Raw genomic sequence first — 25,086 nt, 5'->3', positions numbered from 1 at the left:
GACGAAGCAATCCAGAGTGTCATACTCTGCCGTTCTGGATTGCTTCGCTGCGCTCGCAATGACGGCTACCGCTTCGCGAAGGCCGCCTCGTAGACGTCCGGCTTGAAGGCGAGGATGCGGCGCTCGCCGAGATCGAGCACCGGGCGCTTGATCATGGTCGGCTGCGCCAGCATCAGCGCGATCGCCTTCTTCTCGTCGAGGCCCTGCCTGTCTGCTTCGGGCAGCTCGCGGAAGGTCGTGCTCGCCTTGTTCAGCACCTTCTCCCAGCCGAGCTCGCGGCACCAGGCCTCGATGTGGGCCTTGTCGATGCCGGAGACGCGGTAATCGTGGAAGGCATAGGGGATCTTGTGCGCGTCGAGCCAGCTCCAGGCCTTCTTCATCGTGTCGCAGTTCTTGATGCCGTAGAGCGTGACCATCGTCCCGACCGTCGTGATTGCCGTCGGCGCGGGGGGTGGCATGGGGCCCGCTGGAGATCAAGCGACGTCTCCGCCGGCCCTCGCTGCATGACGGGCACGGCAATTCGACGCCCCTCGCGTTCCGTCATCCGATCGGCAACGATGGCCCGTATCGGGTGAGCAGGGAATCGCATGGACGCGTCATGACCGATCAGCTGCGACAGGTCGCGAAGTGCGGCGACGACCTCGATATTCCATTCCGCTCCTGGAAGAACCATCCGGCTGCCGGGGTGGACTTTCCGGACCTCTCCATCGCGACCAGCGAAGCTGCCCGGACGCGCCCGATCGTCGATGCGCTAGCATCGCGGATCCCGGCCGGGATCGAGGTGCTGGCTGGCCTCGATATCGGCGGGCTCGGGCTTGCCGGGGCGCTGGCCTATCGCAACGGCCTTGGCTTCATCGACATCCGCAAGGTCGATTCGCTGCGCAACGAGGTGATGCGCAGCATCATGGCGAATTACGAACTCGGCGAAGGCGTGGTGATCTCGAAAGGCGCAAGGCTGGCGGGCCGCCAGGTCGCGATCGTCGACGACTGCCTGATCTCGGGCGGCACAGCGCTGGCGACGGCGCGCCTGATCCGCCGGCTCGGCGGCGTCTGCAACACCGCGCTTTTCGTCTTCGACATCGAGGGCATGGGGGGTCGCGAGCGCCTCGCCCAAGGCGGCATCACTGCGGAAGTGCTGTGCACTGTTCCGCGGAACGCGCAGGAAGCCGAAGGCGACTAGGCGGAGGCGGCGCGATCATCAGCCGCCGAGCGACCAGTGGTCCAGATGGTCGTGACGGCTCGTGCCATAGATGCTTCGGATCAGTACAAGGTCCCGCACAGTGAAACACACCGGTGGGATTATGGCATTGGTGACCGGGTGCTCATCGTAGAACAAGGTCAGATGTGGGTTGAACGCGGAATTCGTTCGAAACCCATTCGCCTGCATTGCATCACGCAGGCGGCCATAAAAATCATCGAGAACTGAAATCTTCTGGGTCGAGGCGAGGAAGATGGCTCGTGGCTCGCCCGGCCGCCCGTATCCTCTAGCATGGTCGAAGGCGATATCGAAGATCGGCGCCGAGACCGATGCCCCAATCGCCCTCAAAGCGGCAATGATCCAAGCTGGAGCCTCTCCCGGTCCTTTGATGCCGCACATCGTAATATGATAGCGGCTCGGTCCCAGAAGACGACTGTGCGATCCAAGCGACCGACACAGGCCGCGCCCAAAGACATCGATTGAGTGTGTGGCATCCGCGGGTGGCCGAAAAGCGAAAAAGTATCTGTTTTCGTCGCGATCAGGAGACGGGCGCCTTCGTGGCGGAGCGCTTCCAACGCCAAGATCGACATCCGGGCCGAACAGATCGAGCTGCCTTGAGGACGGCTTCTTCATTCTCTTAGATTAGAACAAAATAAGAACGATAGCAAATCCGGAGCTTGGCGAGCACACCCCCCTCACCCCGCCGCCCGATACTCCGAAGGCGACATTCCCGCCCGCGCCGCGAAGAAGCGGGAGAAATAGGCCGGGTCGGAGAAGCCGAGCCGGAAGGCGATCTGCGAGACCGGCGAGCGGGTGTAGACGAGGTCGCGCCGTGCCTCGATCATCAACCGGCCCTGGATCACCCGCATCGCCGAATGGCCGAGCAACTCGCGACAGACGCGGGTGAGATGCGGGCCGGTGACGCCTAGATCGCGCGCATAGGCATCGAGTGGCTCATGCGTGTGGAAATGACTCTCGACGCGCTCGATGAAGCGGCGGACCAGCACGGCGCGCGCATCGTGTGCGCCGCTGGCCGCGACCGCATGCGAGCGCGCCGCGCGGACAAACCAGATCGCGATCAGCCGCGCATGGGCGGAGAGCGCCAGTTCGCGGCTGCCGCGATTGCGACCGAACTCGGCAAGCGCCGCCTCCATCGTCATGGCCAGCTCGGCGATGCCGGCATCGCCCGGTCCTCGCCTGCCGACGAAGGCCTCGCCCAGCACGGTGCCGAGCGCCGGCTCGGCCTCGACCAGCGGCGTCAGGGTCGAGGTCGCGACGCTGGCGACGAAGCCCTCGGTGTCCGGCTCGAAACGGAACTCGTGGATCGCCAACGGCGGCAGCAGCAGGACCGTGCCGGGAATGAGCCGATGGTCCGCGCCGTCGACCCGCACCAGCCCGCCGCCCGAGGCGATCAGGAAGAACTGCGCCATGTCCTGGTGGCGGTGCGGCTCGATCCGCCAGTCGCGCGGGGCGCTGCGGGCGCTGATCCGCTCGATATGCAGCGGATCGGGGAAACGCTGCTCGCGTGGCTCGTCATAGAGCCAGTAGGCGGGCACCGAGGCGAGCGTCATCCGAGCAACCCGATGTTCGTTTTATCCAAGAGGTTGGGTGAAAGCTCCATTCCGGTCAAGCGCCCGCAATGGCATTTTTATTCGAAAGTACAGGGCTCTGCAGTCCCTGATCTACGGAGGACGCCATGCGCACGCAAGTCGTGATCGTCGGAGCCGGACCGTCGGGCCTGCTGCTTGGGCAACTGCTGGGCCGCCAGGGTATCGACAACATCATCCTGGAGCGCAAGAGCGCCGACTATGTGCTCTCGCGCATCCGCGCCGGCGTGCTCGAACAGGGCACTGTCGACCTGCTGCACGAAACCGGCGTCGGCGGCCGCCTCGCCGAAGAGGGCTTGCCGCATGACGGCTTCTCGCTTGCCTTCGAGGGTCGCCTGCAGCGCGTCGACCTCAAGGGCCTGACCGGCAAGCAGGTCACGGTCTACGGCCAGACCGAGGTGACGCAGGATTTGATGGAGGCCAGGCGGGCGGCCGGCACGACGACGTTCTACGAGGCTGAGGACGTCCAGCTGCACGATTTCGACGGCGCTTCGCCGCGCGTCAGCTTCACATTCGAGGGCAACCGGCGCGAGATCGCCTGCGACTTCATCGCCGGCTGCGACGGCTTCCACGGCATCTGCCGCGCCTCGGTGCCGTCAGGGGCTATCGAGACCTTCGAGCGCGTCTACCCCTTCGGCTGGCTCGGCCTGCTGGTCGACCAGCCGCCGGCAGCGCATGAACTGGTCTATGCCAGCTCGCCCTTCGGCTTCGCGCTGTGCTCGATGCGCTCGCAGACCCGCAGCCGCTACTATGTCCAGGTGCCGCTCGACGAGAAGGTCGAGGCCTGGTCGGATGAGCGATTCTTCGACGAGTTGCGCCGGCGCGTGCCGGAGGAAGTCGCGGCGGCGGTGATGCCGGGGCCTTCGCTGGAGAAGAGCATCGCGCCGCTGCGCAGCTTCGTCGCCGAGCCGCTGCGCTTCGGCCGGCTCTTCCTCGCCGGCGATGCCGGCCACATCGTGCCGCCGACCGGCGCCAAGGGGCTGAACCTCGCCGCCAGCGACGTGCGCTACCTGTTCGAAGCGCTGCGGGAGCACTATGCCGAGCGCTCGGACGCCGGGCTCGACGCCTATTCCGCTCGGGCGCTGGCCCGGGTCTGGAAGGCGGTGCGCTTCTCCTGGTCGATGACCAATCTGCTCCACCTCTTCCCCGAGTCTAGCGCCTTCGACCAGCGCATCAGGCGCGCCGAGTTCGACTATCTGGCGAGCTCGCAGGCCGCGCTCACCAGCGTGGCGGAGAACTATGTCGGCCTGCCCTATTGAGGCCGGGCAGTCTGACGCGCCCTGCCCTTATCGCGGCGGCAGCTTCTCGTGCCTTGGAATGCCTGGAGGCACATGGTCCCAGGGCTGGGCGACCGAATGCCAGAACACCATCTCCGGCCTGTAGCGGCCGGGCTCGTCGAGGCTGCCGGCGCGGACGATGAACAGGTCGGGAATATCCGGGAAGCTCAGATAGACCGGTGAGCCGCAGGTCGGGCAGAAGGCGCAGCGCTTGACCGTGCCGCCCTCGCCCACGACGTCCCAGGTGCTCGCCTTGCCCTCGACCGTGACGGGCGCGCCGACGAAGCTCAGATAGGAGCTGTGGCCGGTGCCGCTCTGGTGCTGGCACTGTCGGCATTGGCAGTCATTGCTCTCGACCGGCTCGGCCTTGATCTCATAGCGGATCGCGCGGCAGGCGCAGCCGCCCGTATAGGCATGGCTCATCATCATGTCCTCGACAGATCAGGGGCAGGCAGTGGCCGCTATCAGGCTGGCTCGCTGGCGACATCGCCGAGACGCGGCAGGATGGTCTTCCAACCGCGGCCCATATTCGTGAAAGCGGCCTCGTTGCGCGGCAGCTCGAAACCGGAGTGGACGAGACGGACGCGCGTGCCGTTCGCCGCCTTGCTCAACGTCCAGGTGACGACCGTGTCGAGGCGGGAGCCGTAGCCGGCATTGCCGTCGTCGCCACCCTTCCAGGAATAGGCCAGGCATTCGTTCGGGATCACCTCCAGCACCTGGCAGCGGATCGTGCCGTCCCAGGCGCCGGCCGGCGTCGTCTTGAAGGTGAAGCGCGTGCCTTCGACCGGGGCGAAGCCGGAGGGTTCCATGATCCAGCGGGCGATCAGCTTGCTGGAGGTCAGCGCCTTCCAGATCATCTCCGGGGCGTGCGGAAGGATTTCGTCGACGACGATGTCCTGTGTCGTGGGCTGCAGGTCGAGAGCGGTCATGGGTCGATCTCCTTGAGAAGGGTGCGGAGGTTGGCGAAGCGCTCGCGCCAGAACACGCCGTAGTGGCCGATCCAGTCGACGAGCGGCGCCAGGCCTTCCGGCTCGGCGCGGTAGAAGACGTTGCGGCCCTCCGGCCGCTCGGCGACGAGGCCCGCCTGCTTCAGTGCTTTGAGGTGCTGGGAGATGGCGCCCTGCGTGACACCGCTGCCGCGGGTCAGCTCGGCGACGGTGATCTCGTCGCAGGCCGAGATCCGCTCGAACACGGCCCGCCTTGTCGGGTCGGCGAGCGCGCGCATGACAGTGGAGACGGAAGCGATCTCAAGCATGAGGCATCAATTAGCAATCACTAATTCATTAGTCAATGCTAATTTGAAAGAGCACAGTGACGCCGGCGAGCGACCGGCCCGTTTCTCAGTCGATGCGGTCGGTCAGCAGCTTGCGCGGCGCCGCAGTCAGCCTCCGGCCGCCTTGGGCCTCGACAACGATGGTCTCGCTGAAGCCGAGGCCGGCGGCCGAGACATACATGTGGAAGACCGTGCCTTCCTCCAGCCGCCAGCGGGCGTTCGGCAAGAAGACGCGGGAGAAATCGCTAGTGCGCGGCGTGCGGCCATAGAGGCCGAGCGTGTAGCCGGTGACGTTGTCGTAGACCGGGCGGAGGCCCTCCGCCAGCACGGCCTCGCGCAGGATAGCATCCACCTCGCTGGCCAGAGCGCCCGGGCGCATCGCCGCGAATTGCCGGTCCTGCAAGGCGACGAGACACCGGGCCAGCGGCGCGAGGCCACGCCGATCCTCGCCAATCAATACCGGCCGCATCAGCCGGGCGCCGTGATTGCGGACCTTCGGGATCAGCTCGACATGCAGGATATCGCCATCCGCCAGCGGCTGGCCGGTCATGACGCCGTGCAGGAACTCGTGGTCGCCGACACCGGGCAGGATCGGCCCTGTCTCGCCGGTGTCGGCGCCGTTCTCCAGGAAGCAGGCGGCGGCGATCGCAGCGGCCGCTCGCGGCGAGAGCCCCGGCTGCGCTTTGGTTGCGATCGCGGCCATTGCCTTGTCGGCGATGCCAGCCGCCTGCGCGATCAAGGCGATCTCCGCCGGCGACTTCACCGCCCGCAGCAGGTCACTCGCACGCGGCAGATCGACGAAGCGCGCCTCTGGCAGCAGTCCGGCGAAGCGCTCACGGGTCGCGGCCGTGAAGCCATAGGACGCGTGATCGGCGCCGATCGCAGCGCCTGCGAAGCCGCGCCGACGGATTTCCCGCGCCATTACCTCATGCGGTTCGGCCGTATCGGCGAAGCCGACGATGTCGCCAAACCAGCAGGCGTCGCGGCAGGGGCCGGCATCGAGCTCGCGCAGCACGAACCAGGGCTCGCCCTCGTGCGGCAGGAAGGCGGCGCGGTACATCGTCTCCGAGACTGTGTAGCCGGTCAGCCATGCCAGGAATTCGGCGTGGTCGACCAGCAGCAGCTCGGCGCCCGCCTGCTTCATCGCGGCGCGGGCCTTGGCAACCCGGTCCGCGAACTCCTCGCGCGGGAAGAGCGGGCTCACGCCACTTCGCAGATGTCGAGGATGGTCAGCATGTAGATGCGGACCATGTCGAGGAAGTCGCGGATCTCGACGCGCTCGTCCGGCATGGTGTTGTAGCGCCCGCCCGGGCCGCAGACGATGCCTTCCATGCCGGCTTCGGCGTAGAGATGGCCGGCATCGGTGCCGAAAAAGCCCGGTGGCTTGATCGCGCCGGTCGGCTGCTTCTCGCCGCGCACCACTTGGTAGGCCGCGTTGACGGTCTTCACGATGCGGGCATCCTTGGCGACCTCGAAGGCCGGCATCGACTGGTGCCCTTCCTTCTTCTCGATGCGGATCGAGGCCTTGAGGCCGGGGAAGCGCTGCTCCAGCGCGTCGAGCTCGCACTGCATGTCGGCGAGCGCGCCGCCTTCCGTCTGCCCCGGCGCATAGCGGCCGGAGCCCTTGAGCTTGCAATAGTCTGAGACCTGTGGGGCGCGCCATTCATGCAGCTCCTTGCCGAGCGCGCCATGGACGACGCCGACATGGACGCGGTTGATCGATTCATGCTCGGGCGATGGCGCGCCGGAGAAGGTCATGGCGTTGAGCCGCGGGATCAGGTCGCAGGCGGCCATGATCGCGTCGACCGCCTGCTCGCGCTTGGAGAGATGGCGGGTGTTGCCGGTGAGCTCGATGACGAAGGAGAAGGCGCAGGCGTGCATCGTCACGGCCTGCACGTCGGTCGGCTCGCTGTTGACGAAATAATCGGCGCGGATGCCGTTGCGGATCGCCGCGACCGTGCCGACGCCGCCCTGCAATTCGCCGACGACATAAGTCAGGATCACGTCGCCCTTCAGCTTCACGCCGGCGTCAAGGAGTGTCTTGACCGCGCAATAGGAGGCGGCGTCGCCCGCCTTCATGTTGGAGACGCCGATGCCGTAGATGAACTCGTCGTCGACCACTCCGCCCCAGGGATCGACCGTCCAGCCCTCGGTCGCCGGGTTGGTGTCGAGATGGCCGTTGAAGAGCAGGCTCTTGCCGCCGCCGGTGCCCTTCCAGCGGCCGATCGCATTGGCGCGGCGGCCCTCGTCGAAGGGCTGCGCTTCAGCCTCGATGCCCATCGCCTGCATCTGCCCGACGACATGATGGACGAGCGCCTTTTCACCCTCCGTCTCGCTGTAGCTCTTGTGCTTCACCCAGTCGGAGAGCAGCGCGAGGCAGGCCTTCTCGTCGAGCGCATGGATCAGGTCACGGGGGGTCATCGTCGGCCTCGTAGGGGTCAGGCGGCGGCCGTGGCCGGGGCGGGCACGGCGGCGAGCAGGGAGCGGGTGTAGGGGTGCAGGTCGGCGCCGGAGAGCGCGGCGACATCGACGAGATCGACGAGGTCGCCGCGGTACATCACCGCGATGCGGTGGGCGATCTGGCGGACCAGGTTGAGGTCGTGGGTGATGAAGAGATAGGCCGTGCCGAAGCGCTTCTGCAGGTCGACCAAGAGCTCGATCACCGAAGCCTGCACGGAAACGTCGAGGGCCGAGGTGATCTCGTCGCAGATCACCAGCTTGGGCCTGGAGGCGAAGGCGCGCGCGATGGCGACGCGCTGTTTCTCACCGCCGGAGAGCTGGTGCGGATACCGCTCGGCGTAAGATGCCGGCAGGCGCACCTGCTCCAATAGCGCGCCGATCGCGGCAGCATCCTTGCGCGCGCCGGGCTCGCCATAAAGCGCGAGCGGACGCGACAGGATCTCGCGGATGCGCTGGCGCGGATTGAGCGAGGAATCCGGGTGCTGGAAGATGATCTGGACATCGCGGCGGTAGGCCCGGTCCATGTCGGAGAGGCCCGTGATCCTGCGGCCGGCGAAGCGGATCTCGCCCTCGAAGCGATTGAGGCCCGTCATCGCCTTGGCGAGCGTCGACTTGCCCGAGCCGGATTCGCCGACGATGCCGAGGATCTCGCCCGGCTTCACCGACAGGCTGACCTCGCGATTGCCGGTGAACTGCGTGTTCGCCCGGCCGAGCAAGCCGCCAAGAAAGGGCTTGCGGCCATAATGGACGCTGACCTTCTCGACCTCGACCAGCGGCTTGTCCGCCGCCTCGGGCGCCGCCTCGACCAGGCGATGGTCGGGCCGTGGCACGGCTGCCAGCAGCTTCTTCGTGTAGGCATCCTGCGGCCGGGCGAAGACGTCGCTGACCCCGCCCTGCTCGACGATCCTGCCGCGATGGATAACCGCGACCTTGGTCGCGATCTGCGAGACCAGCGCGAGGTCGTGCGAGATGTAAAGCGAGGCGACACCGGTCTCCTCCTGCAGGGCCTTAAACAGGTCGAGGATCTGCCGGGCGGTGATGACGTCCAGCGCCGTCGTCGGCTCGTCGAAGATGATGCATTCGGGCTGGCAGGCGAAGGCGGTGGCGATGACGACGCGCTGCTTCTCGCCGCCCGAGGCCTCGTGCGGATAACGCCGCATCATCTGTCCGGGCACCTTCAAGCCGACATGGGCGAGGCGCTCCTCGCCTTCCGCCCAGGCCTGCCGGCGCGTCAGGCCGCGATGGCGCACCAGCACCTCGGCAAGCTGCTCGCCGAGCGGCAGCGTCGGGTTGAGCGAGGTGCTCGGATCCTGGAAGACCATGCCGATGCGCCTGCCGCGGATCGCCTCGATCCGCGCTTCCGAGGCCTTGAGCAGGTCCTGCCCGGTCAGGCCGATGCTGCCCGCCTCACGCGCGCTCTTGGGCAGATGGCGCATGATCGCCCAGGCGAGCGAGGTCTTGCCGGAGCCGGATTCGCCGACGAGGCCGAGCACCTCGCCCTTGGCGATCGCCAGCGTGACCTCGTCGAGTGCGCGGGTGAAGCCGGTCGGCGTCGCGTAGTCGAGGCTATAGCCGGCGATGTCGAGGATCGGTTCGCCCATCGCTCAGCTCCTCGGGTTCAGCACGTCGCGCAGGCCGTCGCCGAGCAGGTTGAAGCCGATCGCGACGAGCGCGACGGCAAGGCTCGGCCACAGGATCATCCAGGGGCTCAAGTGCATGAAGCGCCGGGCTTCCGAGACCATCAGCCCCCATTCGGAGGCCGGCGGCTGGGCGCCGAGGCCGAGGAAGGAGAGCGTCGCGAACAGCATCACCGCGAAGGCGACGCGGATCGTCATCTCGACGATGATCGGCGCAATGACGTTCGGCAGCATCTCGCGCCCGACGATGAAGGCGGCGCTCTCGCCGCGCGCGATCGCGGCGTTGACATAGTCCTGCTTGCGCACGGAGAGCGCGACAGAGCGGGTGACGCGCGCCATGCCCGGCGCGAAGGCGAGCGCGATGGCGAAGAGCGCGTTGAGGCTGCTCTTGCCGAGCAGGTTCACGATCAGCAGCGCCAGCAGCAGGCTCGGGATCGACATGATCGCGTCGACGGTGCGCATGATCGCCTCGTCGCTGCGCCCGCCGAGGAAAGCCGAGACGGTGCCGATGACCGCCCCGACCAGCGTGCCCAGCGCCGTCGCCAGCACTGCCAGCAGGACGGTGGCGCGGGCGCCATGCAGCAGCCGGCTCATGATGTCGCGGCCATACTGGTCGGTGCCGAGCCAGAACTGCGCGCTCGGCGGCTTGTAGCGCATCAGCGGCGCCATCTTCTCCGGGTCGTAGGGCGCAAAGGCGGGCCCTACGATGACGACGAGCAAGATCAGCCCGACGATCAGGAGGCCGAGCGCGCCTTGCGGCGAGCGCAGCATGCGCCGGAGGATCTCAATCATACTGGATCCTCCGGTCGAGCCAGGCATAGGCGATGTCGGCGAGGAAATTGGCGATGGCGTAGGTCGTCGCCATGATCAGCGCGCCCGCCTGGATCGAGGGCAGGTCGCGCGCCTGGATGGCGACGATGAGCTGCCGGCCAATGCCGGGGAGCGCAAAGATCTCCTCGACCACGATGACGCCGCCGAGCAGGTAGCCGACATCGAGCGCGACGATGGTGATGGTCGGCAGCAGAGCATTGCGCAGCGCGTGCTTGAACAGCACCTGCCGCTTCGACAGGCCCTTCAGCCGCGCTGCGCGGATATAGTCGGAGTGCAGGACGTCGACGAGCTCGGAGCGCACCATGCGCGAAACATGGGCGATCAGGATTAGCGACACCGTCAGCACCGGCAGCACGAGATGCCTGAGGCCCCGCAGCGGGTCTTCGGTCAGCGGCACATAGCCAGTCGCCGGGAGCCATTGCAGCCAATCGGCCAGCACCAGCACGATCAGCGTCGCGGTGACGAATTCCGGCAGCGAGACGCCGACATAGGAGAGGAAGCCGACGCCGAGATCGGCTGCCCTGCCCCGCCTCACCGCGGCGACGATGCCGAGCGGGATCGCCACCGTCAGCATCAGCGTGATCGAGAACAGAGCGAGCAGCAGCGAGCGGCCGAGCGCCTCCAGCATCACTGGGGCGACCGGCTGGCCGGTGCGCATCGAGACGCCGAAATCGCCGCGCACCACGCCGGAAAGCCAGTGCAGATACTGCATCCAGATGGGGTCGTTCAGCCCCATCTTGGCGCGCAGCGCCGCCAGCGCGTCCGGCGTCGCATTCTCACCCAGCATCATCACGGCGGCATCCGCCGGCAGGACCTGCGTGATCGCGAAGACGATCAGCGACACGACCAAAAGCGTGTAGCCGATCAGCAGGATGCGCTTGAGGACGTAAGTCGGTGACACGGCGCTGCGGTCCCGTCCGACTCAGCCGCGCTTCGGCGCCTTGGCGCCGAGCGAGACATGGTCGAGCCGGAAGACGGCGCCGCGCGGATGCAACTGATAGCCCTCGACCCAGTCGCGCTGGGCGCCGAGCAGATCGAAGAAGGCCGGGATGATCGAGGGCACCTCGGCGTGCATCAGCTTCTGCGCCTCGGCATAGAGCGCGCGGCGCTTGGCTTCGTCGACGGTCGCCCTCGCCTCGAAGACGAGCTTGTCGAAGGCGGCGTTGTTCCAGCGCGTCTCGTTCCAGGCGGCGTTGGAGGTGTAGAGTAGCGAGAAGATGGCGTCGGCGGTCGCCTGCATGTTGTAGAAGCCGACATAGAACGAGCCCTTCTTCCAGACCTGGTCGAGATAGGTCGCGTGCGGCATGGTCTCGACCTTGATGTCGAAGCCCGCCGGCTTGGCCATCTCGCGCAGCGCGACGGCGAGCTGAGTACGCTGGCCCGGCCGATCGGAAGCGATCAATGTCGCCTCCAGCCCTTTCGAATAGCCTGCCTCGGCGAGCAGCGCCTTGGCCTTGGCGATGTCGGCCTTCTTGGCCGGCAGGTCGGCATAGAAGCGATAGGCCGGGTTGAGCGGCGTGTCGTTGCCGGCCGAGCCGAAGCCTTCGGTGACGAAGTCGACCATCGCCGCGCGATCGACGGTGAGTGCCAGCGCCTGGCGCACGCGCACATCGTTGAACGGCTTCTGGTCGCAGCCGAAATTGACGTTGCAGAACTGGCCCGACGGCACGCGCAGCGCCTTGATGCCCGACGCCTTCTGCAGGCGCCCGAACTCGGTCGGCGGGGTCGTGGTGATGAGGTCGGTATCGCCCGAGATCAGGGCGGAGGCCTCGGCGCTGACATCCGGATAGACCACCACCTCGATCCGGTCGAGGTAAGGCCGCTCCTTGTCGTAGAAGGCCTCGTTGCGGGCGACGACGATCAGCCGCTCCGGCTCGAAGGAGACGAGCTTGAACGGGCCGGTGCCGACCGCCTGGCGGTCGAGCTTCTCCAGCCCGCTTTTGATCACCGCGGCCGGCACGATCTTGGCGTTGGTGTAGGCGAGCGTCACCGGCAGGTCCGCGAAGGGAGCCGAGAGGTTGAAGACGACGGTGCCGTCGTCCTTGGCCGTGACCTTGGCGATCGGCCCGACATTCTGGCGGGCGGGCGAAGCGGTCTTGGCATCGAGGATCGCCTCGAAGGTCGCGACGACGTCGGCTGCGGTGCAGGGCGAGCCGTCATGGAAGGCCAGGCCCTTGCGCAGGACGAAAGTCCATTCGGACAGGTCGGCGGAATTCGTCCAGGATTCAGCGAGATCCGGCTCGGCGCTCATGTCGACTTTGAGCCGCGTCAGGCCGGAATAGAGCAGTTCGGCGACGAGATATTCCGGGTTCACCCGGGTGACGAGCGGGTTGAGCTTGGCGACCGCCTGGTCGACGCTGACGCGCAGCGTGCCGCCACGGCGCGGCGCCTGGGCGAAGGCCGGCACGCCGGACAAAGCGAGACCGCTCAGCGCGGCGGAGGCGGCGAGGAAATCGCGACGATGGATGCTCGGCATGGGGCGCTCCTTCAGCTCTGGGACGGCGGGATGTCGGGGTTGAGATCGGGCCTGAAATCGGCGGCGAGATAGGACAGCACGGCCTGCGCCAGCGAGACGATGTCCGGCACCGTCGTGTATTCGCCGGGCGAATGGATGTTGCGGTCGGGCCGGCCAAGACCGCCGAGCAGCACCTCCTGCTGGCCGGTCGCGCGCTGGACCCAGCCGAAATCGGAGCAACTCGCCGCGCCCCAGCGCCGGAAATCCTCGGGCGCATAGCCGAAGCCCTGCCCCATCGCCGCCTGCCAGCGCGGCCAATGCGGGCCGGCGGGATCTGCGGTGGGCATGAGATGGCCGACGAGAGCAGTCTCGACTGTGAGGCCCGGCACGGCGGCGACGCTGCGGTGGATCACCGCCTCGATCTCGGCCAACGCCGCCTCGAAGCGTTCCTCGGGGGCATAGCGCCGGTTGATCGTCAGTTCGAGGAGCGCAGGAACCTGGCCGCCGGCGGTGCCGCCCTCGATCGCGGCGAGGTTGAGCTGGGCGGTAAGCGGCGGCTTGCCGGGCGGCGGCGGCAAGGCGGAGGTCCGGGTCGCGACCTTCGCCTTCAGCGCCATCAACGCATTGAGCAACGGCAGCGCGCCTTCGATGGCGTTGAGGCCGGAGCCCTTGCGATTACCCTCGCCGGCATGCACGGCCTGGCCATGGATGCGCACCAGCAGGTTGAACAGGCCGAAGCAGCCGGCCCAGATCCGCGCCTCGGCGCTGCCGTTGAAGTTGAGAATGTGGCCGCGGAGCTTCCCCTGCTCGGCGAGATAACGGATACCGGGGTAGAGGCCGCCCTCCTCGTCGGTGCAGAACAGCAGCATCGGGTCATAGGCGAGCGCGATCCCGCAGGCCTGCGCCGCGCGCAAGGCGAGGAGAATTGCGGCGATGCAGCCCTTCATGTCGGCGGCACCAAGGCCGATCAGGCGGTCGCCATCGCGCTGCATTCGGAGCGGGTCGGTTTGCCAGCCGGCCGCAGCGGGTACGGTGTCGACATGGAAATAGAGGCCGCAGGTCGGCCGGCCACTGGCGCGGCTTGCGACCAGATTCGTGCGCGGGCCGGCGGCCGGGCCGCTCGGCGCCTGCCACAGGCTTTCGGGGACGGTCACGCGTTCGGTCGCAAGGCCGAGCGGAGCGACGAGTTCCTCCATCAGCCCGGCGAAATCGTCATAGCCCAGCCCCGGCGGGAAAGAGGTGTCGACCGCGATCATCCGGCCGAGATCGGCGACCGCGCCTTCGACATTGGCGGCGATCCAACCACGGGCCTCGGCCAGCGCCTTCTCGTCGCGCAGCAGGGACGCAGGATCGCTCATCGTTCAGCCGGCAACGCAGCGCTTGTCCAGCGCTGGCGCGATCTGCGATGGAGCCTTCGAAAAGCCGCAGCTGGCAGCGCCATTTGCGGACCCCCCTCTTTCATATAAACTATATAGAAATAGGAACTGACGGCATGCCCCCTGTCAATGCCAAAAAAGCGACGCTCGCTGCCGCCGGAACGGGCAATGGCGCCGGAGCCTCGGCGCCGGTCCTGCCGAATTTCGGCGCCGGAGATGCCGCACCGCTCTATGAGCGCGTGAAACGGCACATGTCGGAGGCGATCCTGGTCGGCGAATGGCCGCCCGGCATGGTGCTGCCGAGCGAGACCTCGCTGGCCCAGGGCTTCGGCATCGCCGTCGGCACGGTCCGCCGGGCGATGGCCGATCTGGTGGCGGAGGGGCTGCTGACGCGCCGCCGCAAGACCGGGACGGTGGTGACCGGGCGCACACCGCATCACAGCCTGCGCTTCTTCTTTCAGTATTTCCGTTTGCATCGGGCCGATGGCAGCCTGGTACGCTCGACCAGCCAGTTCCTCAGCGTCGAGGCCCTGCCCGCGACGCAGGCACAGGCCGAGGCGCTGCAGATCAGGGCCGGCGGGGTGATCAATATCCACCGCATCCGCCATGCCGACGGCCATCCGGTGATGCACGACAAGCTGCTGCTGGCGCAGGAGCGCCTGCCGGACTGGCCGCAGGACGCCGCCGAGCTGCCGCCCTTGCTCTATCTCCATCTGCTGGAACGCTACGGCATCCGGATCTCCGCCGTGCGCGAGCAGATCACCGCCGACCTCGCGAGCGAGGAGGACGTCGCGCTATTGGCGCTCGGCGCAGGAGAGCCGGTGCTGACGATCGATGAGGTCGCCTACGACCAGGCGGGAACGCCGACGATCCTCGGCTGGCACCGCGCCACGACGCGGTCCCATATCTACGTCAACGAGGTGAGGTAGCGGCAGCGCTTTCAGCAGCGCTGATAGATGTCCTCGATGCGGATGATGTCGTCCTCGCCGAGATAGGAGCCGACCTGCACCTCGATGATCTCGAGCGGGATCTTGCCCGGATTGGCCATGCGATGGACGCAGCCGATCGGCAGGTAGATCGCCTCGTTCTCGTGCACGAGGATGGTCTCGTCGTCGCGCGTCACCTGCGCGGTGCCGCGGACCACGACCCAGTGCTCGGCCCGGTGATGGTGCTTCTGCAGGGACAGCACCCCGTTCGGCTTGACCGTGATGCGCTTGACCTGATGGCGTTCGTCGAGGTCGACGGAGAGGTACTTGCCCCAGGGCCGGTGGATCTCGCGATGGCTGGCCGCTTCCGGCTCGCGGTTCGCCGCGACCAGCGCTACGACGTCCTTGACCCTGTCGGCCTTGGCCTTGGGCGTCACCAGGATCGCGTCGCGGGTAGCGATGACGGCGATATCGTCCAGCCCGACGACGGCGACGAGCGCGTCTTCCGAGCGAACCAGGTTGTTCGTCCCATCAAGCACATAGCCGCGCCCCTGGACGACATTGCCGCCCGCCCCCTTCTCGGAGAGCTGCCAGACAGCGCTCCAATTGCCGACATCGGACCAGCCGAAATGGCCGGCGATCACGGCCGCCGTGTCGGCCTGCTCCAGGACTGGAGGCTCCGCCGCGATCGCCGGCAGATCGGCGGAAGCGTCGGTTTCGAGCATGCGGATGCCGAGGTTGGTTCCGTTCGCTTTACCGTTGCCGATCGCCGCCCTGGCGGCGGCCTGGAGCTTCATCTGCATCGTCGCCGCATCGAAGACGACATTGCCGGAGTTCCAGAGATAGCCATCGGCGAGATAACGCGCGGCCAGCGCAGCGTCGGGCTTCGCCGCGACGTCCTCGACCCCGCGCACGCCCTCGGCGATCTCCGTTCCCGGGCGGATATAGCCATAAGCGGTCGCCGGATGGCATGGCGGTATGCCGATCGCGACGATGCGCCCCTGCGCAGCGACTGCGGCGGCCTTGGCGCAGGTTTCAACGAAGAGCTTGCCATCCTGCACGACATGGTCGGCCGGGAAGATGCCGACGAGCGCGACTTCGCTACGAGCCAAGCCAAGCTCGGCCGCGATCGCCGCGGCGGAATGGGCGCCGCGCCCGGCCGGCTCCAGCACGATCTCGGCGCGCAGGCCGATCGCCTGCAACTGGTCGGCGACGGTGAAGCGCTGCTCCGCGTTCGTGACCACGATCGGTGTGTCGAACACGCCAGGATCGGACAGGAGCCGAAGCGTGCGCTGGAAGGTTGAATCCCGGCCGAAGAGCGGGATGAACTGCTTGGGCATCGTCTCGCGCGCGATCGGCCACAGGCCGGCGCCATGTCCCGTGCATATCACGACCGGGATGATCTTCGGCATGGGCCCTGCTCCCAGAAAGCGGCTGCTGATCGCGCCGCAATACTGGAAAAGAAACCGCCGGGCTCAAGCGGCCATCTCGGCTGATATCCCGAGCGAAGTTGCCGTGCCGGAGGGCGATCGGCTCCTCCGATCGCCCTACCCCTTCCGCGCTCACTCCTCCCGGAAGCTCGACCGCATCGAGTCGGTCAGCGGCTGCATCAGATAGGCGATGGCGGTGCGCTCGCCGGTCGGGACATAGACCTCGGCCGGCATACCGGGCCGGAGCTTGGCCCTGATCTTCGGCGGGAAGCCGGAGGCCGAGACGCTGACGCGCAATTCGTAGACCATCTGCTGCAGGACATCGTCGCGGAGCGCGTCCGCCGCGACGGATTTGACCTCGCCGACGGTGAACGGCGTCGCCCGGCCCTTGAAGGATGGCAGGCGCACTTCCGCAGCCATGCCGGGATGCAGGTTGTTCACATCCATCGGCGAGACCTTGGCAGTGACGATGAGCTCGTCGTCCTGCGGCACGATCTCCATCAGGGTATCGCCCGGCTTGACCACGGCCCCGACGGTGTGGACCTTCGAGGCCACGACCCGTCCGGCGCGCGGCGCGCGGACTTCGGCACGGGCCAGCACATCCTCGGCGATGCGCAGCTTCTCGCGGGCATCGGCGAGCTTGACCCGGCATTCGGCGAGCTTGGTCGAAGCCTCCTCGGAGGCCTTCAGGCCGATCTGGCTCATCTGCAGCCGGATCTCGTCATTGGCGACCGCAAGCCGCGCCAGATCGGCCTCCAGCGAGCCCGTGCGGCCCTGCAATTCGGTCAGCGTTCGCTTGAGCGGGTTGATCCGTGTCGCGGCGACATAGCCCTTGTCGGCGAGGGGGCGCAGGCTGACGAGTTCGTCGTTGATGCTCGCGGCCTGTCCGATCGCGGCCTCGCGCTGCGCTTCGTTCGACTGGTACTGCTTCTCGGACTGCGTCAGCCGCTCCTTCAGGATCGAGACTTCCAGCTTCTGCGTGGATTGCCGTTCCTTGAACAGGCGCTCCTGGTCGAGCATGACCCGGCGCGACTCCTTGGCTTCAGCCGCTTCGAGCAGCTCGCTCGGGAAGGTGATGCGGTCGAGCCGGTCGATCTCGGCCGTGAAGCGCGCCTCCTCGCCCAGGGCCTGCAACACGATCAGCCGCGCCACGCTGCGCTGCGCCGCCGCCTGCGTCGTGTCGAGGCGCAGCAGGGTCTCGCCGGCCTTGACGTCGGCGCCGTCGCGCACCGCGATCGCCTCGACGAGCCCGCCTTCGAGGTGCTGCACCGCCTTGCGGTCGCTCTCGACGACGACGCTGCCATGCGCCACCACGGCGCTGTCGAGGCGCGCGGTCACCGACCAGAGCCCACCTGCCCCGAGTGCAAGGCCGACGACGACATAGCCCTTGCGGACCGGGGCGCGCCAATCGCCATCGCCCTGCGCAGGCAGGCTGGTCCGCCGGAGCCACTGCCGTGCGACGATCAGCAGGCGTGCGAAGCGCCGGCGCCAATAAGCCTTTCTCAGGAAGGGCTTCAGCGTGTTCATGAAAGCGTTCATCGACGTGCCCACCTTGCTGCCGAAAGTGGCTCGACCTGCCCTGTCTGGCCGCGCTGCGGCGGCTGGATGCGTGCGCCGGCGCCAGGTTGCAGCAGCACAGGCAGAATCTCGTCGCGCCCGCCGACCCTGACGGCCTGGCCCTTCTGCATCAGGATGATCTTGTCGACCTGCGAGAGCAGTTGCGGGCGATGGGTGATGACGACGACGATCGCGCCGGCATCGCGCAGGCTGGCCAGGGCCCGCCCGAGCGCCGCATCGCCGTCCATGTCGAGATTGGCGTTCGGCTCGTCGAGCACGACCAGCGACGGCTGGCCGTAGAGCGCCCGCGCCAGCCCGATGCGCTGGCGCTGCCCGCCGGAGAGGATCGCTCCGCCCTCGCCGATCTGCGTCGCATAGCCGTCCGGGAAGCTCTGGATCAGCTCATGCGCGGAGGCGGCCGTAGCAGCGGCAACGGCGGCCTCGTCGGTCGCGTCGGGATCGAAGCGGGTGACGTTGTCGCGCACGCTGCCGGCGAACAGTTCCACATCCTGCGGCAGATAGCCGAGGATGCGGCCGCGCTGCTCGTCGGGGAAATGCCGGATGTCGTTGCCGTCGAGCCGTACCACGCCATGGGCAGGGGACCAGACGCCGACCAGCGCCCGCGCCAGCGACGACTTGCCGGAGCCGGTCAACCCGACGACAGCTGCGATCTCGCCGGGCTCGACCTCGAACGACACGTTGTTCAGCAGCAGCGCATTCCCGTTCGGGCTGCGCACGCTCAGGCCCTCGACCCGCAGCGAGCCGGCCGGATGCGGCAAGGTCATCTGCCCCGCATCATCCGATTGCGCCTTCAGGGTCCGGTTCAGCCGCTGGAAGGCGCTGCGGGCGGAGACGAAGCCCTTCCATTGACCAACCGCGCCTTCGATCGGCGCGAGCGCCCGGCCCATGATCAGGGACGCGGCGAACATCGCGCCCGCTGCAAGGTTCTGGTTGATCGCGAGATAGGCGCCAACGCCCAGCACCGCGCATTGCAGCGCCAGCCGCAGCAGCTTCGTCGCCGCCAACAGCGTCCCGCCCCAATCGGCGGCTGCGGTGTGATAGGCGAGCGCCTGGTTGCGCTGGCGCTGCCATTGCCCGCGGATCGGCTGGCCCATGCCGAGCGCCTTGATGACTTCGGCGTTGCGCAACGAGGCCGTCAGCCGATCGTTCGCGCCGTGGCCCAGCTCGGAAGCGCGGATCAGCGAGCCCTTGGTGATGCGCTCGTTCAGCAGCGCGACGCCCAGGATCGCGACGGCACCGAGCGTGGCGACGGCGCCGATCGCCGGGTGCAGCACGAAACAGAGAGCAAGATAGATCGGGATCCAGGGCGCATCCATCAGCGACGGCACCAGGGGGCCGGACAGAGTCGCCCGCAAGGTCTCGACATCGCGAATTGGCAGGGTCGGCGAGCCCTTGGCATCGAGCGCGCCGTGGAAGGCGGCCTCGAAGGCCGGCTCGGCAAGCGCCTTGTCGACACAGAGGCCAAGCTGGACCAGCGCCCGGCTGCGGAAATGCTCGAGCGCGGCATAGGCCGCGAACAGAGCGAGCACGATCAGCGAGAGCATGATCAGGGTGGTGCCGTTCCGGCTGGTCAGCACCCTGTCGTAGATCTGCATCGTGTAGAGCGGAGAGACGAAGACGAACAGGTTCAGCACGAAGGAAAGCCCGAAGAGCGATGCGAATGCGGGCGTCAGCTTGCGAACCGTTTGCGAGAGCATGTCCGTCGTTTTCCTTGGCGCGATTGCAGCCGTCGACGCCAGCGGATCCGGGCGGGCAGCAATCATGGGAGGGGAAGGCGAAGCGACCGCGAGACTCGTCGCGGAGAATAGCGACCCGGCCGCGATGGCCGGGGCGCCTAAAGGCAACGCTCAGGCGCTACCAGTGCCAGTGCGAGAGCTGGCTGTGGTGGCCGTTGCCGCCATCGTCCTGGCTCCACTGGCTACCCCAGTCATGACGGCCACCGCCATCCCAGGACCAGCCGCGGCCACCACCGAGACCGCCCCAGCCACCATGGCCGCTCCAGTGCCCGGAATTCGACGGCGTTTCCGCGTCCGTTCCACCCGTGCCGGTATCGACGTCAGGGATGGTGATCACGTCCGGGTTCCCGCTGCCAGGCTCGGAGGTGCCGGGCGTCGTGCCCTCCCCGGTCGTGGGCGTCGTCGGCGTCGCTTCGTTCGGCGTCGACGGCTCGGCGGTCACCGGAGGTGTCTCGCTGCCAGGTTCGGAAGAGCCGGGTGCCGTGCCTTCCCCGGTCGTGGGCGTCGTCGGCGTCCCTTCGCTCGGCGTCGACGGCTCGGCGGTCACCGGAGGCGTCTCGGCGCCTGGCTCGGAGGTCGTCGGCGGCGTGCCGCTCCCGTTCCCGCTCGACGGCGGATCAACCTCAGGCGAGGTGCCGGTCAGCGACGAGCCGACCGAGTCGAACGGCACCGAGTCGATGCCATGCGCCTGCGCCACCGACCCCGAGACGAAGCCATAATTGCCGTTCGCCGCGTCGACAAAGCCCGCCTGGCTCGTCTCCGTGCTGCCGGAATCGCCGCCCTGCCGCTGGAAGCTCGCCAGCGAGACGTCGGCGACCGTCAGCTCGCCACCGTTGGGGTTGTAGTAGACATTGTCGTGGATCAGGCTCGGATCGGTCTGGTCGGTGTCGATCGTATTGCTGCCGTCTCCGGAGACCTGGATGAAGTTGTTGTAGGTCTCGTTGCCGTTGATCGGATGACCGTCCGCCTCGATCGTCGAGACCCCGTACTTGCCGTTGTCGAGCAGCGTGTTGTCGTGGATCTGGTTGTTCGATCCGCCATGGACGAGGACGCCGCTGAACGTCGTCCCCTGGACGAAGTTGCCATAGATCTGGGCATTGCTCGCCATGTTGTCGAGATAGATGCCGGAGCTCCAGTCTTCCGCGAAGCCGCCATCCTTGGTGTTGGTTCCACCGGTGTCGACGATGGTGTTGTAGCGGATGATGCTGCCGTCCGCGCCAGAATCGTCGGCCGAGAACAGGTAGATGGCGCCAGTATCGGGCGTCTGCTGCCCGGAATGGCGGATATCGTTGTATTCGATGGTATTGCCGCCGGACTGGATGTCGGGATCGTAGTTGACCTCGGAGATGCCGAAGCGCGGCACGTTCGTGATCGTGTTGTGGTCGATCTGGTTGCCCGCCGACTCCTGCATGTCGATCGAGCCGTACTGCACGAACACCTCGTTCGAATGGTCGACAGTGTTGTTCGTGACGTGGTTGCCGCTCGTTCCGGCCGTCATCGCGATGGCGCTCGACCAGGTGTGCTCGAAGCTGTTGCCCGAGACGGTATTCCCGCTGCTGTCGCCGTGCAGGGCGACGCCGACGCCGACATTGGTGAAGTGGTTGCCTTCGATGACCAGCCCGGTCGCATCATGCGCCTCGATCGCAGCGGTCTCGGGGTCGCCCGACTTCGAGGCGGTGTCGGTGAAGGTGATGCCCTTGATGGAGACGTTGTCGGCCCCGTCGACGGCGACGATGCTGTGATCCCCGGAGACGACGCCGCCCTGGCCGGTGAAGCCGTCCGGAGCCTTGTAGGAAATGGTCTGCGTCGCAGCGTCGTAGGACCATTCGCCGACATTGTCCGGCGTGTCCTGCGAAACATAGTAGCGGCTCGCGGCGCCAAGATCGTAATTGGCCTCCGTGGTGAAGGTCATCACATTGCCTTGGACCGAGGCGACGGTCAGCACCTCGCTGGAATAGCCGTTCTCGGTGAAGACCGTGACGGTATCACCGGCTTTCGGCTGCTCGCCGGCCGGGTAATCCGACGGGTCGAACGCCATCGACTTCTGGGCGTCGTATCCCGACGGGAGGTCCTGCCCCCAGAGCCAGCCGCCATGAACCGGATCGGTCGGATCGACGTCGGGGTAGCGGCTCTCGGTCTGCTTCTCGCCGTTGACGGTGAACTGCTGGACGTCCTGCGCATCGACATGCGCCGTCCAGATGCCGTTGGCACCTTGCGTCCAGCCGCTCACCTGCGTGCCGCCGCTGATCACGACGTTCTGCCCGGACATCGCCACGATGGATGAACCGGAATCGGCGGAGGTCAGCTTGAGAGCATCATCCACATAATAGGTACCGCCGGCGATGTAGACAGTGTCCGCACCATTGCTCTGGTGCATGGCTTCGACCGCCCGCTCCAGCGTCTGGAAAGATGAATTTTCATTCAATCCCGTATTGTTGTCGCTTCCGGTGGTCGAGACGTAAAATGTGGCCATAAAGGGGCTCCTTTTTTGGCTGCAACACGTTAAGTGATCGCTGCCTAGATACCCTTGAGGCCTGATTCGGTGCTACCGGAACCGGCGAACTCTTACTCCGAAGGATTAGTTCATTCGGATTAGTCGTCTTGTTTTGGCGCAGTATATCAATGGATTGTTTCTTGGCGCCGTCTCCCCCGCCCTGTTGATGGATTGGCCTGATCGGCCCCGAGGGGCCGGTTTACCGCGCAGGCGGAGCCCTCAAATGGCCTTATTCTCGCAGCCAGAAGGCGAAATCGCCGCGTAACTCAACGCGGCCTTGTCCGAATCGGTTCCACCATCCGCATGGCAGACGGTCAGGTGATGGTCGCAGAACCGGGCGCTTGCAGCCAAGCTGTCGACATAGGCCCGAAAGGCGGCCAGCGTCCCGACCGGGCGCTGGCAACCATCGCAGATCACCAGCGCCTCCCCCGAGAGGTCGCTCGGCAGATGGACAGCGGGCGATCCGCAATCCTGGCAGCTGAACCCGCCAGCCTGCGGCGTCGGCGCAGATGCGCCGAGATCCGGGGCTGCGAGCAGAGCAGCATAGCGATGCAAGCGGCTGCTCATGCCGAGGCCTGATAGAAGGACTTGTAGTTGCGATAGACCCGGCCGCGGTCGGAGACGTCGTAGCGGCCCTGCTCCTCGAGATCGACGCCGTTGAGCACGACGCCGGCGACATCGAGGCCGAGCTTCCCGAGATGATCGAGCGTGGCGGCGACGGTGCTCTTCAGCGTGTCGTTCCATTTGACCACATGCAGCACCGTATCGGCATGCTCGCGCAGCAAGGCACTGTCCGCAGAGAGCAGCACCGGCGCCACCTCGAACAGGATGACGTCGTAGCGTGCCCGCGCCTCGCGCAGCATCGCCTCGAAAGCCGGGTTCGAATAGACGTTCTGGCTGTCGCGTAGGCCCGACGCGCGCCGGACCGTGGCGACCGGGCTCGTTCCGGGGCCGCCGGCGTCGCCGACCTGCGGCAGGCACTGGTCGAGCAGCGCCTCGTGCGGGAAGTTCTGGCCGAGCAGCAGGCGCCGGGGCGAACCGTCGACGACCAGGACCCGCTGGCCCATCATCGCCAGCACGCGCGCCATGGCGGAGGCGACGAAGGACTTGCCTTCCCCCGGGGCCGAGGAGGTGATCAGCACGAACTTGGGCGGATTGCTGGCCGGGAACAGCTCGGCCACCATCGAGCGCACCGCCTCGGCGAAGACCAGGCTCTCCAGGCCGCCCGGATAGTGCTCGAGGTTCGGCAGGAGGCCGACGCAGTTGGTCCTGGTCTCGACGGCGAACTCGTTCTCGCTGCGGAAGCCGCGATCACGCTTCTCCAGCAGATAGGAGAGCCCGGCCCCGGCCATCAGCCCGCCGGCCATGGCGAGGCCGAGCACCAGCGACGGCTTGATCGAACTCGGCAGCGAGGGAATATCGGCCGGGGCGACGATCTGGGCGATGATCGGCCGCAATTCGCTTACGGCGCTGGCCTGCTGATGGGCATCCGACAGTTGCTTCAGCCGGTCGCGCGCCGCGGTGGCTTCGGCCTGCAAGGTGCGCAGCTGTCCTTCCAGCCCCCTCGCCTCGATCGACTTGGTCTGCAGCGCCGCGACACGCTCGCGCAGAGCGGCCTCGGCGGCGCGGGCGGCCTGGACGTCGGTCTCGATATTGGCGACCGATTGCGCCAATTGCTTCTGCAGCCGCTCCTGCACGGCACTCAGCGACAACCGAAGCCGTTGGACAGCGGGGTGACGCTCGCCCGAAACAGAGACCATCTCGTCGAGCGCCCGGCGGGCCTTGCCCTCCTCGTCGAGGAGTTGCTGGACCACCGGCGAGCTGCCGAGATCGCTGGTCTGCGGGATGTTGCCGGCAGCGAGGGAGACCTGCGCGCGCTGCAGGCGGGTCTCCTCCGCGAGCCGCGTGGCGGACACCGTGTTGAGCTGGGTCAGCATGTCGCGAAGCTGTTGCTGCTGGATGTCGGCGCCATCCTGCCCGAGCTCGACGAAGCCGGTCCTGATCCGGAAGGCTTCGATCTCCTTCTCGATCCGCCCCAGATTGGCGCGGGCTTCCTGGGCCTGCGCCCCATACCACTGGCTGGAGCGCTGCGAAGCGTTCGCCGTGGCTTCCATCTTTCGGCGCAGATACTCGTTGCCGAAGGCGTTGACGATCAGCGCGGCGCGGTCGGGATCGGTGTCGCGATAGGTCAGCGTGACCAGATAGGCTTTGGTGTCGTTGCTCACACCGAGCGATGCGAGCAGCCGCTGGGCGGCGATATCGCGCTGGGTCGGCTCGGCGGCATCGCCAAAACCGGTGAGGTCGCGCAACGTCCTGCGCACAGACGACGGAAAGATCAGCTCGGCCGCCCCCCCAAGAAGACCGGAGGACTGCGTCCTTGTCTCCTTGTCGAGCCCCAGGCGCGCTGCGACGGCGCGCGCCGTCGCGAGCGAGCGGATGATCCGCGCCTCGCTCTCGACCAGCGTCGAGGCGTCGAGGGCGACGCTGCTCGCCTTGCCGCCGCCACCGCTGTCCTCGCGCGTGAAGTCGAATTGCAGCACCAGATCGGCGGTGTAGCGCTGCGGCGTCACCATCAGATAGAGGGCCGTCACCAGCATGATCCCGCAGGTGACAGCAGCGATCAGCAATCTGCGCCGCCACAGCATGGAGAGGAAGTCGAAGGTCACCGCATCATAATGCCGGGCGAGCGGCGCGGGCTGACGGTGGCCTCGCATATCGCTGAAGAGATCCATGGTCCGATGCCTCGCCTGCGGTTGCATCCGGGATGCCGGCCAGCCCGGCCGGCTCCGCCTCACATCGTCTTGCGCG

General features: G+C 67.1%; 22 protein-coding genes. 3 read left to right on the top strand and 19 right to left on the bottom strand.

Translation table 11 applies throughout. The annotated features are described in order from the left end of the window. Positions 1-65: 65 nt before the first annotated feature. On the bottom strand, positions 66-458 hold the full coding sequence (locus AC3WLC_RS15360; RefSeq protein ID WP_493684802.1) for an ArsC family reductase: 393 nt from the start codon (positions 456-458) through the stop codon (positions 66-68). Between the two features lie 140 nt (positions 459-598). Between AC3WLC_RS15360 and AC3WLC_RS15355 the strand changes: the two genes are divergently transcribed. Next, entirely contained in the window at positions 599-1,180 is a 582-nt protein-coding gene (locus tag AC3WLC_RS15355) for a phosphoribosyltransferase family protein (RefSeq protein WP_493684801.1), read from the top strand. A gap of 18 nt (positions 1,181-1,198) precedes the next feature. On the opposite strand, the gene AC3WLC_RS15350 is transcribed toward AC3WLC_RS15355, so the two are convergent. Beyond that, positions 1,199-1,831: a 2'-5' RNA ligase family protein gene (locus AC3WLC_RS15350; protein WP_493684800.1), complete on the bottom strand. Its 633-nt coding sequence runs from the start codon at positions 1,829-1,831 to the stop codon at positions 1,199-1,201. A gap of 62 nt (positions 1,832-1,893) precedes the next feature. Continuing rightward, on the bottom strand, positions 1,894-2,769 hold the full coding sequence (locus tag AC3WLC_RS15345) for a helix-turn-helix domain-containing protein (protein ID WP_493684799.1): 876 nt from the start codon (positions 2,767-2,769) through the stop codon (positions 1,894-1,896). A gap of 125 nt (positions 2,770-2,894) precedes the next feature. Between AC3WLC_RS15345 and pobA the strand changes: the two genes are divergently transcribed. Continuing rightward, positions 2,895-4,064 carry a 4-hydroxybenzoate 3-monooxygenase gene (gene pobA / locus AC3WLC_RS15340; protein WP_493684798.1) on the top strand — a complete coding sequence of 390 codons (1,170 nt, stop codon included), beginning with the start codon at positions 2,895-2,897 and terminating at the stop codon, positions 4,062-4,064. Positions 4,065-4,091: 27 nt separating this feature from the next. Here pobA and AC3WLC_RS15335 read toward each other — a convergent pair whose 3' ends face one another. The 10 genes from AC3WLC_RS15335 to AC3WLC_RS15290 all read right to left on the bottom strand — a co-directional run bounded on the left by AC3WLC_RS15335 (position 4,092) and on the right by AC3WLC_RS15290 (position 14,096). After that, a complete protein-coding gene (locus tag AC3WLC_RS15335; protein ID WP_493684797.1) occupies positions 4,092-4,505 on the bottom strand; it encodes a GFA family protein in 414 nt (137 codons plus the stop codon). Between the two features lie 41 nt (positions 4,506-4,546). After that, the gene (locus tag AC3WLC_RS15330) at positions 4,547-5,011 is read right to left on the bottom strand and encodes an SRPBCC family protein (RefSeq protein WP_493684796.1); all 465 of its coding nucleotides are present in this window, start codon (positions 5,009-5,011) and stop codon (positions 4,547-4,549) included. Continuing rightward, positions 5,008-5,337, bottom strand: coding sequence for an ArsR/SmtB family transcription factor (locus AC3WLC_RS15325; RefSeq protein WP_493684795.1), 330 nt, complete (start codon positions 5,335-5,337; stop codon positions 5,008-5,010). Before AC3WLC_RS15325 ends, AC3WLC_RS15330 begins: the two co-directional genes overlap by 4 nt. Positions 5,338-5,422: 85 nt before the next feature. Beyond that, positions 5,423-6,559 (bottom strand): M24 family metallopeptidase, encoded by a 1,137-nt coding sequence (locus AC3WLC_RS15320; protein ID WP_493684794.1) that lies wholly within the window; start codon positions 6,557-6,559, stop codon positions 5,423-5,425. Then, entirely contained in the window at positions 6,556-7,776 is a 1,221-nt protein-coding gene (locus tag AC3WLC_RS15315) for a M20 family metallopeptidase (protein WP_493684793.1), read from the bottom strand. The genes AC3WLC_RS15320 and AC3WLC_RS15315 overlap by 4 nt, the downstream gene beginning before the upstream one ends. 17 nt (positions 7,777-7,793) lie before the next feature. Beyond that, positions 7,794-9,416 carry a dipeptide ABC transporter ATP-binding protein gene (locus AC3WLC_RS15310; RefSeq protein WP_493684792.1) on the bottom strand — a complete coding sequence of 541 codons (1,623 nt, stop codon included), beginning with the start codon at positions 9,414-9,416 and terminating at the stop codon, positions 7,794-7,796. Positions 9,417-9,419: 3 nt separating this feature from the next. Next, a complete protein-coding gene (locus tag AC3WLC_RS15305; protein WP_493684791.1) occupies positions 9,420-10,244 on the bottom strand; it encodes an ABC transporter permease in 825 nt (274 codons plus the stop codon). Then, a complete protein-coding gene (locus AC3WLC_RS15300; RefSeq protein WP_493684790.1) occupies positions 10,237-11,184 on the bottom strand; it encodes an ABC transporter permease in 948 nt (315 codons plus the stop codon). Before AC3WLC_RS15300 ends, AC3WLC_RS15305 begins: the two co-directional genes overlap by 8 nt. A 21-nt stretch (positions 11,185-11,205) precedes the next feature. Beyond that, a complete protein-coding gene (locus AC3WLC_RS15295; RefSeq protein WP_493684789.1) occupies positions 11,206-12,759 on the bottom strand; it encodes an ABC transporter substrate-binding protein in 1,554 nt (517 codons plus the stop codon). 11 nt (positions 12,760-12,770) lie between these two features. Next, positions 12,771-14,096, bottom strand: coding sequence for a M20 family metallopeptidase (locus AC3WLC_RS15290; RefSeq protein WP_493684788.1), 1,326 nt, complete (start codon positions 14,094-14,096; stop codon positions 12,771-12,773). Between the two features lie 134 nt (positions 14,097-14,230). Here AC3WLC_RS15290 and AC3WLC_RS15285 point away from each other — a divergent pair, with 134 nt between their 5' ends. After that, entirely contained in the window at positions 14,231-15,043 is an 813-nt protein-coding gene (locus AC3WLC_RS15285; RefSeq protein ID WP_493684787.1) for a GntR family transcriptional regulator, read from the top strand. A gap of 11 nt (positions 15,044-15,054) precedes the next feature. On the opposite strand, the gene AC3WLC_RS15280 is transcribed toward AC3WLC_RS15285, so the two are convergent. The 6 genes from AC3WLC_RS15280 to AC3WLC_RS15255 all read right to left on the bottom strand — a co-directional run bounded on the left by AC3WLC_RS15280 (position 15,055) and on the right by AC3WLC_RS15255 (position 25,010). Next, on the bottom strand, positions 15,055-16,452 hold the full coding sequence (locus AC3WLC_RS15280; RefSeq protein WP_493684786.1) for a mannose-1-phosphate guanylyltransferase/mannose-6-phosphate isomerase: 1,398 nt from the start codon (positions 16,450-16,452) through the stop codon (positions 15,055-15,057). Between the two features lie 150 nt (positions 16,453-16,602). Beyond that, positions 16,603-18,009: an HlyD family type I secretion periplasmic adaptor subunit gene (locus AC3WLC_RS15275; RefSeq protein ID WP_493684785.1), complete on the bottom strand. Its 1,407-nt coding sequence runs from the start codon at positions 18,007-18,009 to the stop codon at positions 16,603-16,605. Then, on the bottom strand, positions 18,006-19,745 hold the full coding sequence (locus tag AC3WLC_RS15270; protein ID WP_493684784.1) for a type I secretion system permease/ATPase: 1,740 nt from the start codon (positions 19,743-19,745) through the stop codon (positions 18,006-18,008). Before AC3WLC_RS15270 ends, AC3WLC_RS15275 begins: the two co-directional genes overlap by 4 nt. Before the next feature lie 157 nt (positions 19,746-19,902). Continuing rightward, positions 19,903-22,257 carry a right-handed parallel beta-helix repeat-containing protein gene (locus AC3WLC_RS15265; protein ID WP_493684783.1) on the bottom strand — a complete coding sequence of 785 codons (2,355 nt, stop codon included), beginning with the start codon at positions 22,255-22,257 and terminating at the stop codon, positions 19,903-19,905. A 240-nt stretch (positions 22,258-22,497) separates the two neighbouring features. After that, positions 22,498-22,845: a hypothetical protein gene (locus tag AC3WLC_RS15260; protein WP_493684782.1), complete on the bottom strand. Its 348-nt coding sequence runs from the start codon at positions 22,843-22,845 to the stop codon at positions 22,498-22,500. Continuing rightward, complete coding sequence (locus AC3WLC_RS15255; protein WP_493684781.1) at positions 22,842-25,010, bottom strand: GumC family protein; 2,169 nt, start codon at positions 25,008-25,010, stop codon at positions 22,842-22,844. The genes AC3WLC_RS15260 and AC3WLC_RS15255 overlap by 4 nt, the downstream gene beginning before the upstream one ends. Positions 25,011-25,086: the final 76 nt, after the last annotated feature.

This window comes from Allobosea sp. GW821-FHT03A12 (assembly GCF_058986765.1).
The sequence above is the reverse complement of the archived record's forward strand: the minus strand, read 5'-3'. Positions and strand labels throughout refer to the sequence as shown.